At 40.1% G+C, this 15,424-nt stretch carries 10 protein-coding genes; 1 reads left to right on the forward strand and 9 read right to left on the reverse strand.

Features of this window, described 5'->3' with window-relative positions:
* Window positions 1-108: 108 nt before the first annotated feature.
* From PAUR_RS10195 to imuA, 9 genes are all read right to left on the reverse strand, one after another.
* Window positions 109-2,946, reverse strand: a complete 2,838-nt coding sequence (locus tag PAUR_RS10195) for a TonB-dependent receptor domain-containing protein (protein WP_192507654.1) — start codon at window positions 2,944-2,946, stop codon at window positions 109-111.
* Between the two features lie 371 nt (window positions 2,947-3,317).
* A complete protein-coding gene (locus PAUR_RS10200; RefSeq protein ID WP_192507655.1) occupies window positions 3,318-4,043 on the reverse strand; it encodes a phytanoyl-CoA dioxygenase family protein in 726 nt (241 codons plus the stop codon).
* Window positions 4,044-4,376: 333 nt separating this feature from the next.
* Window positions 4,377-5,168 (reverse strand): helix-turn-helix domain-containing protein, encoded by a 792-nt coding sequence (locus PAUR_RS10205; RefSeq protein WP_192507656.1) that lies wholly within the window; start codon window positions 5,166-5,168, stop codon window positions 4,377-4,379.
* Window positions 5,169-5,181: 13 nt separating this feature from the next.
* The gene (locus PAUR_RS10210) at window positions 5,182-5,622 is read right to left on the reverse strand and encodes a carboxymuconolactone decarboxylase family protein (RefSeq protein WP_192507657.1); all 441 of its coding nucleotides are present in this window, start codon (window positions 5,620-5,622) and stop codon (window positions 5,182-5,184) included.
* 117 nt (window positions 5,623-5,739) lie between these two features.
* Entirely contained in the window at window positions 5,740-7,113 is a 1,374-nt protein-coding gene (locus tag PAUR_RS10215; protein ID WP_192507658.1) for a M24 family metallopeptidase, read from the reverse strand.
* A gap of 171 nt (window positions 7,114-7,284) precedes the next feature.
* Complete coding sequence (locus tag PAUR_RS10220; RefSeq protein WP_192507659.1) at window positions 7,285-8,601, reverse strand: methyltransferase domain-containing protein; 1,317 nt, start codon at window positions 8,599-8,601, stop codon at window positions 7,285-7,287.
* Between the two features lie 111 nt (window positions 8,602-8,712).
* Window positions 8,713-11,775, reverse strand: a complete 3,063-nt coding sequence (locus PAUR_RS10225) for an error-prone DNA polymerase (protein ID WP_192507660.1) — start codon at window positions 11,773-11,775, stop codon at window positions 8,713-8,715.
* Window positions 11,775-13,178 carry a Y-family DNA polymerase gene (locus tag PAUR_RS10230; RefSeq protein WP_192507661.1) on the reverse strand — a complete coding sequence of 468 codons (1,404 nt, stop codon included), beginning with the start codon at window positions 13,176-13,178 and terminating at the stop codon, window positions 11,775-11,777. Before PAUR_RS10230 ends, PAUR_RS10225 begins: the two co-directional genes overlap by 1 nt.
* Window positions 13,175-13,855 carry a translesion DNA synthesis-associated protein ImuA gene (imuA, locus tag PAUR_RS10235; RefSeq protein WP_192507662.1) on the reverse strand — a complete coding sequence of 227 codons (681 nt, stop codon included), beginning with the start codon at window positions 13,853-13,855 and terminating at the stop codon, window positions 13,175-13,177. The genes PAUR_RS10230 and imuA overlap by 4 nt, the downstream gene beginning before the upstream one ends.
* 232 nt (window positions 13,856-14,087) lie before the next feature.
* On the opposite strand from imuA, the gene PAUR_RS10240 reads away from it, so the two are divergent.
* The gene (locus PAUR_RS10240; protein ID WP_192507663.1) at window positions 14,088-15,305 is read left to right on the forward strand and encodes a DUF418 domain-containing protein; all 1,218 of its coding nucleotides are present in this window, start codon (window positions 14,088-14,090) and stop codon (window positions 15,303-15,305) included.
* The last annotated feature ends 119 nt before the right edge of the window (window positions 15,306-15,424 follow it).

Here is a 15,424-nt window from a genome sequence, read left to right on the forward strand (position 1 = left end):
ACTAACAAGGACAGCAAACAGCCATATACTTAAGATGATAAAACAAAGTTTATATAAAACCCGATATAAAACTGAAGTATATAAAGTTTGCTATCATATACAGCTAGATTAGAAGCGACCGGTATATTGCAACGAGAATGAACGTCCCATCACAGCAATTGTGGTCGGGTAAACTTCACGATTAAACCACGGTCTCCCAGAATCCCAAGAGCCATCATTACGTGCTCTGGTATCACGTAAATTATTAACCCCAAACCTCAATGAGTGTGCATCGTTGATGTCATATGTCACACCAGCATTATAAATCAGCCACGGTTTTAATCGCCCTCCCAACACCGCTCTATTTTCAACTTGTCCATTTGGGTCTTCTGCATTCCATGTTGAACCATAGCGAATTTGCTGTAGAGAAACACGCCATGCATTTTTATGCCAAGTAAAAGTGTTATCTACTTTTGAACGTAGGTCATCGTTATCAAAATCATCACGATACTCTTTATTTATGGGATCTCCTGGAAATTCTTGGCGGATCACTTCTAAAACATGGTTGTAACGCATATTGGCTGTAAATTCACCCCAACTACCCGCGTCATATTTATATATTACATTCGTTTCAATACCAGTTAGTTCGTTAAATGATTGATTGACATATGTCGTCCGTATTTTATCAACACTATAGCCGTTGGTTGGATTAGTACCTGGAAAACGGTCAACACGACTTATTATTTCATCACAACGCTCTGCAGTGACATTGGCAGTTCCTCGACGACACGCAGCTTCATTCTTGAAAAAATCGGTTAAATTCCATGACTCCACTTGATCTTCAATACGAATTCGATAAGCATCAAATGTCCAATCAAGTCCTTCAGCTACCTCCCATGCAAACCCTACCGTAGCGGAAAACCCAGTTTCTTCTTTTAGCTTTGTATTACCCGTACGTTCGATAAAAATGGTTTGTGATGCACGCAAACGTCCAGCACTATCTGGATCACATTGCTCTGTTAGTGCACCATCGTTGGTTCTGCCAGCCGAAATATAGTCTTGACATAAAAGCTCTAAATGATCATCCGTTATACCGCTATAAGACCCAGATGGGCCCGCATTCACTTGATGAATGTCTGGCGCTCTAAATGATGTGCCATAACTTCCTCGCACTAACAAATCATCGGTAGGTCGATATTCAATGCCAATTTGATAGGTAAATGCACCATCTACATCGGTATTATCATCATAATAGTCGTAACGGCCTGCAATATTGGCTTTCACTTGCTCTGTAATTGGCACTTCAAATTCAAGTGCGACTCCATACCTATCGCGTTCACCACTGCCTTCTGTAGCTGTTAAACCGTTACCCCATCCTTTGCTTTCATCTAATGTTCGTGGATGGGCTGAAATTCGATAATCTTCCGAACCATACTCAACAACGGCCGCAAATCCTAAATCTCCTGCTGATAACTCCATGATTGCACCAGACAAACTCGCCGTTAATGTGGTAACACTTGCATCTGCTGTGGAATCATTAGACTCTAAAATAGCGTCTCGCCCTGCTTGATCTAATGGACGCCAAAAACGCTGCCAGTCAGGGCTATATAGCGGGTCGTTGGCATCTAGCCTTGCACCTAAAAAGTAATCTCTGGCTTTATCTGCTGCAACCAATATTTCAGACTCTGAGTTTTTCGATTTACTGTGCGAGAATGCAACTTCGTACGCTATCTCTTCAAGTACAATGCCTTTCATGCCCGCCGCAACAAAATACATGTCATCTTCGAAATGCCCCTTGTTGTCACCGCCTATTTCTGATGGCGTAAACGTACGCTGTAAATATAAAGGCCTGTTTTCAGCTGTCTCATCTAAAAAGAAACGACCGTATGCTAAATTATCAATTGGGGAGTTATCTGAACGCCAGCTGGGACCTAAACCGCCTTGGTTTGCTGAGTCACTGTTCCAGTAAAGTAAATCACCAAAAACTTGGTGGTCATCTGAAAGATCCCACTGAAAATTGTTATAAATCGACACATTTTCGCGCTCATTTATATACGAGCTATCACCTGTTGTATCCTTTCCGCAATAATAACCTCGGTCAGGACGTAAAGATAAATCATATTCAGTCCATTGATCGCATGCACCATTTATGAATTCATTAGGGTGAACATATTGAGAGCCGCCCGCAATCGTCCAAGCCATAACACTTCGTGAGTTGACTCGTGAATATAGTGGTTGAGTATCAGTGGCCGGTCCATCATCCACAGAGTCTAACCAGTCTCTTTCATTACCAAGTAGCATATCTTGTTTTGAGTAATCAACTGAGTACGTCCAAGAAAATGATTCTGTACTCGCTCCACCTGTGATCGTAAACTTACGATTGTCTGCGCCGCCTTGATCTGTGGTACTTGCTAGTGCTGTTACAGTAGTGTGCTCAACATTCTTTTTGGTTATTATATTAACAACACCCGCCATAGCATCAGAACCATATACCGCTGACTTTCCTCCGGTTACAATTTCTATTCTAGCAACTGCTGACGTCGGTATTGTTGATAAATTAAACACATTATTTTGACTATTAAATGCACGTGGATAGTTCGCAACTCGTCTACCATTTAACAAGACTAAAGTTCTATTTGGCCCTAGCCCACGTAAATTAACTGTTTCTGCATTTGGTGTGAATGAATTCGTAATACCTTGCCCTTGAATGGTCCCCGTTGCAGCCGTTAAAGACTGGATTGCTTCATAAATATTAGGAAAACCTTTATCCTGAATATCTTCCGCGGTCAGCACTTGAATCGGTGCAGGGCCTTCAATTTCAGTACGCTTAATTCTTGAACCCGTTACTTCTATCCTGTCGAGTTTTATCGTATCTCCCTTGTCAGCAGCGACCGTTACACCACATGATGCAGCGGATGCCAATAAGGCAACTTTAACACTTATGGCGATTATATTTCGTCCTTTCACATTATTCCCCTGAATATTATTTTATTGTTTTATTGGATAGTGATGGGTGAAGCTTCATCACTTCGTACCTTTTTCAACCGCATTATAAACAAATAAAATACAAAAAATAAACATTTAACAAACACAAAATAAACATTGAGTGCACATTAAACACACATATTATGTAAAAAACGACATGATCAGCGAGCCATACTCAACGACAAAAGTGGGTTTTTAGATTTAGAGGTTTAGAGATTCAGTAATAGATAAAACTGTGTGTATGACATACGAGTGGGGAACTTAACTGCTTAACTAGCCGCCGAAGAATAATAACTTACTTCGGGTGCTGTGCACAAACAACGCTGCTGTGCACAAAAAAACCATAAATCAGGTCATTGCACAAAACTGAAACGGTCGAGTAAATGAACAGCATCCGCACGTAAACCCGCACCTAATAAAGACAATTTTGATTCTAAGCTGATCCGTGTATTGTTAGTCTCGTTTTTGCGGCTTCCATGCTTTAGGATCCCTCCATCGAAAAGTAAAACTTGTCCATACTTAACGTCAATTGGTGTAACTTGACCCGTCCCATAATCAGATTCTAACCACAAAGTTGATGTACCCGCGGTATCCACTAAGGGCAACCACATATTAATTTGTTCAAAGTGATGAGTTATAGAATAGTCATCATGGAATTCGCTGACAGGCAGTGTACCGGGGAGATGAACCCGTATATCTGGACGTTCATCAAAACTGAGTTCATGAGCAACCTTGTACGCTAAGAACTTGTTAATAAACTGATGATATAATTCAATTAAGCCACTTCCTTGAGTTTGAGTAATGATCATGTCTCTAAAAAATAAATTATCCTGAGAGAATAACTTTTGCGGTAATCCAAATTGGGCTCTTTGTGCCATGATACTCTCATGATACTTATCAATATTATTGCACTTGAGGATTTGCTGACTCATGATTTTTGCAAAGGGGAATTGATGAATATCAAAATCCAATAACAACCAATTTTTTAGTGGCGTATGCGAGCATATACATGCATGAGTAAAGTTTTCACCTGCAAAAACTTTGTTTAATTCAAGTGTACTCGGCGTAACGTTAACCATTAACAGCACTCCATGCTATTGTGCAAGCAAATAACGAGTGGAGGCAATGAACATGCGCAATGTATTCTCACATCGTGTACCGTTTTATTGTATACAGCCAAGTGCCCTTTCTCACTGACAAAGTAAGACCGCAATTGCTGTTTACTTTCTTGAATTTTATGGCTTACATGTCCTTTGTGAACTCTCATTCTCATCACTCACTTATAATTAGCAACTCTTAGTTTAATGCAAATAGGTTAGTGGTATTAACCAGTATCAGCAATTACAGAGCATTACAGTGACATGTAATATCTTAATGATATTTCGGGTGTTATTGCCCTTTTCACAAAAGGCCTACGCCATTTCCTGGCAATAATAACTGGGAGTATGGTGAGTAAAGTATTTAAATTCACGTGTCATATGCGCTTGATCTGAGTAACCAAAATCATAAGCCAACTGTGTTAAGCTACATTTTGGCGCCTTTTTTAAATAATCGATTGTGTTATTAACCCTAGTAATACGTTGATATTGTTTAGCCGTGATCCCAAGCGATTGTTTAAACAATCGGGCAAGCTGTCGTTGACCAATAGGTAATTCTCTTACAATATTTTGTAATAATAGCGGCTGTTTACAGCGAGACAGTGCTTTTATCAGTACGGGATCAAACCCTTGCGCTAACTCACATAACGGGAGTAACTTCCGATACAAAAGAGTGAGCAGCGCCTGCGGGTTTTGGCTATAGCATGAAAGGCGTAATAACGCATCCCACGTATCATGCTTTTCAGACTCAGTGCTCTGCGCTGGGGTAATTTCATTTGGTTGTGCCAGTGGAGATAATTGCGCCATCCCTCCAGGTTGAAAGCATATGCCCACAACCTGTGTATTTGGATAAAACGCGATTTTTTGCGCTTGTGATGCCGTTGGGCATAAGTACACGCCTGCTGATCTCTCCTCACCACCCAGTAATACACTGCCTGATAAGCAATACACAATTGAATTAGATGCATTGGCTTTTAAGTGCCGCAACAATATGTTGCTGCTATCATAATTTGCAACCCAAATACCCTGCACGTATTTCGTCAACTTACCTTGAGGGAAATAGATGCGTAAATCGAAACCATCCCTCTGTTGCAGCAACATTTTCATTACTTTCTACCCATTATATTTCGGGTTTAAACACTCTGGCGATTCGATTCCAGCTATTAATTGCATTAATTGCGAAGGTCAAATCACAAATCGCGCGTTTGTCCAAATGTCGCTGTAAATTGACCAATTCAATACCGTCGATATCCTGATTGGCCGTGATTAACTCGGCCCATTTCAATATGGCTTGCTCTTTTTCTGAGAAAAGTGATGATGCTTGCCATGCACTCAATGCAAATAACCGCTCTATTGACTCCCCATTAGAGATAGCGCTCTTACTATGCATATCAATACAATAAGCACACTGATTAATTTGTGACACACGCATTTTGATTAAATCCCATAGTAACAAATTTAGAGATTTAGAATCGCCAAATGCGGTTTTCAAATATGCCTCTTGTTCTAACAATATTTCAACCGCATTTGGTGCTAATTTATAATAGTTAATTGCTATCATGTGGCGTTCCTTATGATTAAAACCATAATGTAACGCGTACCTAATTATCCCGTATTGAATAAAATCGACATGACATAAAATGTATAGAAACATCCTTTTTTGCCCCATTCCATGTCGTTATTTTGAAGCACTTTCTACCAAAAATAATTGTGTTTGTCGTCCATTTAAGTATTGCACACCCTCACTGGTAAAAATCGCATCTTCTTCCAACATAATGCGGATCTCTTTGCTCCATTGTGGTAGATAGACTGCGTTGTTAAGCTCTATCGAATAAGCCGTATTGAGATGTAAAGGATAATCACCATCGCCAACAACCCCTTGCTGAGCATCCCACATACCTATTGTCGTGCCCGCGCCATGACCATGAAAACCAATTGGGTGCGTGTAGATGGTCGGCTTTAATTTTTGAGCTATAGCAAACTCACGAGCTCGCTTCAAAATCATATTACCAGTACGCCCGACCACAAATTGCTCTGTCAAAATATCTTGCAATAAATTACCTTTGGCGAGCGCATTCTGTAAATAATCTGGTGCTTGCAACTCTCCTTTTTTAAGTACGTAAGCGTGCTGCTGCGTGTCTGTATTTAAACGCAAATATGTTATACCAAAATCTAAATGTAATAGGTCTCCCGGTTGGATCACATTTTCACCATTGGCATTGGTAAAGCTCGCCTCATGATCAAAAGCCTCCACACCAGCTCTTTGAATTGACACACTTGGGTGAAACCACGTGGTGAGCTTTAATTCTCGTACTCTTTCTCGGTACCACCATGTCAGGTCATCTGTCGTTGTTTCCCCGGCTTTTATTACCTTACTTGAAAAACCTTCCGCAATGATTGCATGGGCAATTTTAACAATCTGACTATACTGGAATATTTCATTTTTAGTACGTTGTTCCAACCAAGCCACAGCTAGCGGTTCAGCTGATACCAGTTTCTTTTGATAGCCTTTTGGTAAATGGGCAACAAGCAGCTCTTTATCAGTGACAACCAGCCCATCAGCATGTGCCCAATGCTCGGAGGTATTCAGCGCGATGCTATTTGGTTTATATTTTTCTATTACCTCAGCCAAAGCTTTCCATTGATCGGGTTGTTCTGCCTTATTCCAAGCCCGTTGAAACACGTCACCCACATTGTATGGTGCAATAGCCAATGCATCCACTTGACCATGTTTATTGCGTGCGAAAAGCAACACTGTTGTTCTTCTCGCTGATAACCACGTGGCAGGGAGCAAGGTTTTTAATACGGGGTCTTCATTATATTCCCTGCTGATTAATATCCACATATCAATATTTGTGTCTTTCATCAATTGAGGTAAAAGTACTTTTACCCGTTCCTGAGTATTATTATCAATCCATTGTGCACGTGCTTTCATGGGCAAGATCATATCAGCCAATTCCGTTTCAGCGTGACTTAAAAAGCTATAAAGTAAAAAGGCGAATGACAATAAAGCACTCAACAACCGAGTATGATTTCTATTATTTTGATGCATAACTAAAGTGCCTAAAATGATTTAGTATAACTTACACTAGCAGCCATGAAATAAAATACGAAAGAATTGCGTTAAGTGGTGTGAAGGTGAGAAATAGGCTATTTATAAGCAAGAATAAATAACCTATGATCACATACTCATTCAGTCACCATAGGCTAAGTAATACAAGCTCTATACTGGCGTATTCTCACTTTTTGATAATAGGCAATCCATCAGTGCGTCATTCATTGTATTAACTGCAACGGGATTTTCTAACCCTTCATAGTGCTCAATTAACCACTGTTCAAATAATGGAAACGATTCATATTCGAATAATGCTTGCATCACACTATGTAATGGCAAATCCAGCAATTCTACTAATCTCAGTTGAGCCTGCCACTCATTGTCTGGCACACTAAGTCCCCCGCCATGCTTCCCTGTTTGTGAGCGTTCATATATTCTTTTGACCAATTTTATGCCATTACTTGTTGTAACGTCCCAACTAGATAGTTCTTGCTCTGATGTGGGTATTACCTTTAAAGGAAACCGGAATACGAAATCGGCACTATTGGGAGTCACATAGTCATAGTGAATTTTATCACCTCCTTTAAGTATCGCTTTGTGTGGTAAAAAGGTCAGCGGAATATTGAGACTACACTCATTTTCAGTTAAATAATGTGTTCCATATACCTTAATATCTGTAGTTAACTTAAATCGATATCCTGTTTCAAACCCCTCAGGAATAAGTTGAGAACCAGAAAACGCACTGCGATCACCTTTATAAATATCTAGCGCATGCTCCAGATCTAACTTAAAAAACTCACCCAATAAAACATCCGGATTAATGTCATCTACTAGCCATGACTTAAGTGATACTTCTTCTGGTATAAGTACACCTGAAGGTTTTAAATACTGAGATAAATGTGCAAAAATAAAAACTTGGGGTTCTCGTTTTAATAATGCGGTCATTGTTTCTGAAATAATGATGTCGAATAACCTATTTTCTGAGGCTTGCCATTGAGTCGCATCAGCGCACACTATGTCAATAATATTATCTTCAACACCAAAATGCGTGATCAGCGCTTTTACCGCTGCTACATTTTCTGGGTGAATATCTATTAGTGTTGCCTTAACCTGTGTGTATTCTAACACCGATAGTAAAGGCAGTAATAATGTTGCATATGGCCCAGTCCCAGCATAAAGCACTTGAATCGTTTCATCACTCTGAGCAGCTTTATCTTTTATTGCTGAATGTACCCCTTGCATAAATTTTTGACTGCGTAACGTTTCCTGTAAGCACTTCGCAGCCTGTACGGGTGATATTGCGACACCTTGATCGGTGGTAGCATCATTCCACTCATTCATATCAAAATGTGCGCTGATCCCCGTAGTAGTGGCAAGGTACTCAACTAACACTGAAATATATGGTGCCATTAACCCCGCATCTGGCTCTGAATTCAGTAATGCTAATACCGCATTTTTATATTCACTATCACTCACATGTTCCATACATATCCTTTCAAGTAATTCTGTATACCTTCTCAACATAATGCATCAAAAATAACTATAATTGCTATTACAGCAACTTACACACATACACTCTAGTCATTGAGCCCTCCATTACATTGTTAGCAGGTCGCTTAAGTTAGTCAAGCGCCCTGCTATCACATGAATTACTTTCTCTTCTTTTTCTATAATCCCTTTTACTTCTAGTATTTTTGCGTTTAAATATGCTTGCTTTTGTGCTCTTGCAGTACCTGACCATACAACAACATTAATATTTCCCGTATCATCTTCTAACGTGAAAAAAGTCACTCCTTTTGCGGTCCCCGGTGATTGCTTTCCCGTCACAACCCCGACAACCGTTACCCAAGATTTATGCTGTAAGTTCATAAGGTGCTGAGCGCGCGTAAAGTGCGCTAACTTTCCTGCCTCGTCTAATAGGGTGATCGGGTGCTTATTTAAACTCAATCCTGTTGATTTATAATCTTCAATCGTCGTGGCAATCTCTTCGGCTTCTCCTACTGGAGCTACATTCTTCTTTTGTATTTGTTCCACAACTAATTCTGGCGTTCTAAATAATGGTAGGGTTGACTCTCTATCCATTATTGCCCATCGGGCACTGTATCGCCCATTGGTAAAAGTATGTAATGCATTGGCTGAGGCCAAATGCGACATTGTACGGTGTTCACATACCACCTCAAATAGTGCTTCCACAGTTTTATATCCTTGCTCAGGCCGTTCAGTCACCACCGTTTTTGCAATGCTTGCTTTAAGTCCTTTAATTAATCTAAGTCCTAAGCGAATGACAAAACCGTTATCTGTTTCACATACTTTATGATCATAATCCGACTGATTCACGCACACCGGCCATATTGTTACATTATGACGCTCAGCATCTTGACATAGCTGTGACGCACTATAAAAACCCATAGGTAAACTATTTAATAATGCACAATAAAAAAAAGCAGGATAATAATACTTTAGCCATGCCGATACATACGCCAAAACCGCAAAAGAGGCTGAATGGCTTTCTGGAAAACCATACTCTCCAAACCCACAAATTTGCGAAAATATTTGTTCTGCATATGCTTGAGTATACCCTCGTTCTTGCATACCGTTTATCAGCTTATTTTTAAACTGCATTAATTCACCTGACTTTTTCCATGCAGCCATTGCTCGACGTAATTGGTCCGCCTCTCCGCCACTAAAGCCAGCAGCCACCATTGCGAGTTTAATCACTTGCTCTTGAAATATCGGTACACCCATAGTACGAGACAACACATCTTTAACGGCTTCCGAGGGGTAACTAATTTCTTCTTCACCATTACGACGTTTTAAAAATGGATGTACCATATCTCCTTGAATTGGGCCTGGGCGTACAATCGCAATTTGAATCACTAAATCGTAATAGCAAGCAGGTTTTAAACGCGGTAGCATGCTCATTTGTGCACGCGATTCAATTTGAAAGACGCCTACCGTATCTGCATTTTGTAACATGCCATATACCTGCGCATCCTCTTGCAAACGTGTTATATCGGCTATTTGCCAACGATGACCTAAATGTAATTCTATTTTTTGAAATGCTTTTCGAATCGCGGTGAGCATGCCCAAAGCAAGTATATCTACTTTAAGTAACGCCAAACTTTCTAAATCGTCTTTATCCCATTGAATAACACTGCGCTCTGTCATACTGGCATTTTCGACGGGCACCAATTCATACAAAGGTCCAGCAGAAATCACAAAGCCACCTACATGCTGCGATAAATGCCTTGGAAATCCCATAATTTCATCCACAAGCTCAATGAATAGTTGCCCCAAAAAAGAGTGAGGGGCGAGCCCAAGTTCAACAATTTGTGCCTGCCAGTGTTGTGATTTGTCACGACGATTTATATTCTTTATAAAATACTCAAGTTGAGTGGCATCAATACCCAGTGCTTTACCCACATCCCGCACCGCACTTTTAAACCGATAGCTCACGACTGTCGCAGCTAAAGCAGCTCGTTCTCGGCCATATTTTTTATAAATATATTGGATCACCTCTTCTCGGCGTTGATGTTCAAAGTCAACATCAATATCCGGCGGTTCATTGCGCTCTTTACTAATAAAACGTTCAAATAATACCGAAATCTGCTGAGGATCCACTGAAGTAATTTCTAAGCAATAGCATACGACCGAATTAGCCGCTGAACCGCGTCCTTGATATAAAATGCCTTGCTGTTTAGCAAACATCACCACATCGTGTATCGTCAAAAAAAAATACGCGTAATCAAGCTCCTCTATTAACGCTAATTCTTTATGTATAATCCCTATAATATGATCGGGTACCCCATTGGGGAAGCGCCTCTGTTTCCCTTGTTCAACTAATGCACGTAAATAACTCATAGCAGTGTGAGAGCGAGGTACTAACTCACTTGGATATTCATAACGCAACGAGTCTAAATTAAACTCACAGCGCTTTGCTATCACAACCGAATTGTCCACCCATGCTTTTTTAAACAACTTACTTAACTTATTAATGCTTCTTAAAGAGCGCTCAGCGTTACATAACAAAGTACTACCGACTTTTTCAACCGAGGTACCCAATCTAATCGCATGGAGAACATGTTGTAAGCGCTGTCGAGTAGCGCTATGCATGAGCACCCCACCGCATGCACTTATCGGCAATGAAAACTGTGCACTGAGTGACTCACAATGTGCTAAGTAAGCCGCATCATTATTTTGTAAGTGTCGCTGTACGCCAATCCATAAACGGTTAGCATGATATTGCTGTAACCACGATGCCCAATAATTGTCCCGCTCAGATAAACTTGGTAGCCATAAAATAAACCCATGCTTTATTGACATCACATCCCATAAAGCCAATTCATATTGCCCTTTTTTGCTGCGCTTACGCGCATTGCTGATGACTCGGCATAATTCTGCGTATGCTGTACGATTTGGGCAAATAACCACCAGTTCTAAGTCTTGATAACGTAATAAGCTACCAATGATCAGTTTAACACCTAACCCATATTTCTTTACTGCTGTATGGGCTCGTACGACACCTGCAACTGAGCACTCATCACAAATAGCAAGGGCATCATACTTCAAAAAGTCAGCTTGTTTTACCAACTCTTCAGGATGTGAAGCGCCTTGCAAAAATGAAAAGTTACTCTGACAAAATAATTCAGCGTACCGCATTAGTGAAACACGCCATGCACAAACCATTGCTGCGTTGGATCTCTAAATACCCATAACCATCGCCCACTAGGATCTCTCGCTATAAAATAATCTCGAATAATAGGTTGTGCATCCCACCACCCCGTTGAAATACGTTCAGGCCCTTGCTGTATAATTACTTTTTCAGATAAGATCTCAGGAAAGGGCAGCATAATTGTTGGCCGTATAAAACTCGCATCACGTATCAAATCAGGTGTCTCAGCACCCAGAGTAACCGAACTATTTGCTTTCTCCGGCCGGTGATCAGCATGCACTTGCATTGTATGTATCGCATGCTCGCCTAACTTAGCTTGCAATATAGAAAGCAAGGCAGTGCGAGAGCCTCCTTTTTGCTGTTTTGAAAATAAATCACCATGGGTATTTTCATAAGCTGTAATACGCTTAGCCTGTAAACTTAGCCCCTGTATAGGGGCATCAAGCTGAACATTTGACATCGCAAGCTCACTCAGTGCTAACCACTTCGTCGCTTTATATTCTCCCTCTTTGGACTGTACGGTTACCACTAACGCCTCACAGTCTCTTTGCTGTAATGTGATATTAATTTGATACGCAATCTTATTACGGCTCGATAAAAAATCTTCCAGCTGGAGTAATAATTTATTAAGCGGTTTACTTAACCAACTTATATTCTCTAGTTCGAAAAGCAATTCTAACTCACGCGAAAATCGCTCGGGCGGCTGATAAAAATTCACTGGATGCTTAAAATGTCCAAGTAAACGACCCACATAATGCACTAACTCGGCGTCAAAACGCTTTGCTAATTGCACCATTGGAATAGATAAAAGCGCATCTAAGGTGTGTACTCCTACTCGAGTTAGTTGCTCGCTCATGTTATGCGGTAAGTCACTTTCATGTAACGCATGAGCTCTCACTGCACGTAAGAGTAGTACATGATCATCCGTGATTTTATTCATGCCGTTTCTTGCCAACAACCTAGCAGCTAAAGGTGAATAGCCACAGGCATAACAATAATTAAATCCCAAACGGTTTAATAAAGTACTTATAGATTGCCAGTAAGCGTGCAGCCCCTGATACAGGCTCAACATATTACTAACCCTCAGTAATAAACCTGCATCCGCAAAAAAGCAGATATCACTCGTCAGCGTGTATAAGCTATGGGCAATTTCTTTTAATTTTTCTTGTTCAAGCTCTTTATTATAGGGCTGTACCTGTAAATTCTGACACAATGATGCCGCAGCCCCAAGACCTTGCCCAATGGTGATACCCGCTGTTTGTGCCTTGGTACACGCTTGTACAACTCTATTGTCTTTCCCCTCCACAATAATGATAGGTTGATGCGCTTGTTCACAAAATAAACTATCTAATTGCAAACTATTAAAGTGTAAATATACCCACAAAGTCATGTTATTAACCTGCGGCGATGCTGTGCCAACGAAACGACTTTTCTCTCTATTGTCGGTCGATATAACGCAGGCCAATAACTGGAAATATCGAGTATAAAGTGTGTTTTATCCCATCTTCCTTTTTGCTTTTTTATAGTAATAGCAAGGCCACGCTCATGAGCTTGTAATTTTAAACATAAAGACACAGGCAAAGACAGGTTAACCCCCTCTGCACTGCGCATTAAAAATAGTGATGCTTGCCCTCGTTCTGCTGCTAGCTGTAAACGCTTTATATGATGTATCGCGAGTCTATTTTGCCAAAGTAACACACTGCTACATTCCGCACTTTTCAAGCACTGCTCAGCCGCCCATAGCGCATCAATCTCATTATCAACTGATAAACTCAATAACAAAGCAGTCTCAAAGCCTAAGTGAAACAACCCATGGCCATTTATATATCCCGGAGGGTTAATAAAAATAGTCAACTTTCTCTGCTGCACTAGATATGGCAATAATAAACGCAACTCTCCAATGCCTTGCTGCGCTTGAATATCAACAACACCATATTTGGGCAACCCCCCTTGTAAGGCTTCATCAAGTTCATCGTTCCCAGAGCTAACACGTTCAATATTGCCAATTTGTTCGTCTCCATGCCATACCAATTGCTGACGCTGTAATAAATCAATAAGGTCATTCATAAGCAACCACCAAAATACTGTATATAAACACAGTATAATTATTATTAGCAGATCCGCAAGATCTATTCCCTTAAACCAACCTATGCCCCACACTACTTTCGGCGACTCATTGCTTTATTATGTGCAATTACATCATAAAAATAAGCACTGTATTTACGTGCTATAAATGTGGTAATTAAAAGTACAAAATGGCATCATGTTTAAGTAAATAATAACAATAAGAATCAACAGTATGACTCTTCAACAAGTACCTAGGCTGCCACTACTCGATATTTTTAGGGGGTTTGCAATTTTTGGTATTTTCTTTGTTAATATAACAATTATGCATTGTTTATTTATCAATCAAGATGCGTTCTCAGTACAATTTCAAGACCCGCTCAATGACACCGTAAACCGACTATTACAATTGTTTTTCTACAATAAATTCTTCCCCATTTTTTCATTTCTGTTTGGCTTTGGTATTGCCTCTCAAATGCAAAAGAAACGACAACTTAAACAACCTTACATTGCTTTTTTTACTCGCCGAATGAGCATATTATTTATGTTTGGTTTAGCGCATATTAGTTTTCTGTGGTCTGGTGATGTCGTACATCTGTATGCCATCCTGGGTTTACTGTGTTTAGTGTTCATTCATGCTTCATGCAAAATCTTAGTGTGTATCAGTGGCGTATTGTTGCTTTTCCCCTTTTATGATCAACTCACCCATGTAGTACTCCAAGCACTTCCGATGCAACTAGACAAACAATTATTGGCATATACTGAACAGGGAATTATCGATACTTTGCGTCACGGTAATTATTTGCAAATTATCACTTTGCACTGGCATGAGTATGTGGCTAACTTACCTATGCTACTTTTTTACTTAGGGCCCATTGCCCTTTCAATGTTTTTGTTAGGTATCGCTGCTGGCAAAGCAAGATTAACTTTCGCAAGTAAGGAGTGGACGCTTCATTATAAAAATATGGCTATTTTCATTGCTATCATAGGCTTGATATATAAAGTTATCTTTCTTTGGCTATTGCCTGAGACCCAATTATATCGCAATGAACTATTACGCCCACTGTGGTTCAAAATGATGTTTTTAAGTGATGTTACATTGGGCATATGCTACCTATGGGGCATAGCATGGCTATGGCACAAACATATTGCACAAAAATTCCTTATGCCCTTTTCCTATGTCGGTCGTACAGCACTGAGTAACTATTTATTACAAAGTTTTATTGGCTTGTTACTTTTTACCAGCTTAGGTGCATCACTATATCAAACGCTTAGCCCCATGCTTTGTTTTATCATTGCGTCTGTGGTGTTTATGGTACAAATTGGCATAAGCGCAATTTGGTTGCATTACTTCCAATATGGACCATGTGAATGGCTATGGAGATGTGGGTCATATTTAGAGTGGGTCCCTTTTAGAAAGGTAAAAGAAAGCGTAACACAAATACACTCTTGAAGTAGGATGGGCATGTTCTATAAAAGTAGTACGTGCCCATACACCAATTAACTACTTAACCTCAGGTTTGGATAAGGGTTTTGGAATAGAAAATGTTTTGAAAACAAACTTACGTACAA

Source organism: Pseudoalteromonas aurantia 208, assembly GCF_014858725.1.
Classification (GTDB): domain Bacteria; phylum Pseudomonadota; class Gammaproteobacteria; order Enterobacterales; family Alteromonadaceae; genus Pseudoalteromonas; species Pseudoalteromonas aurantia.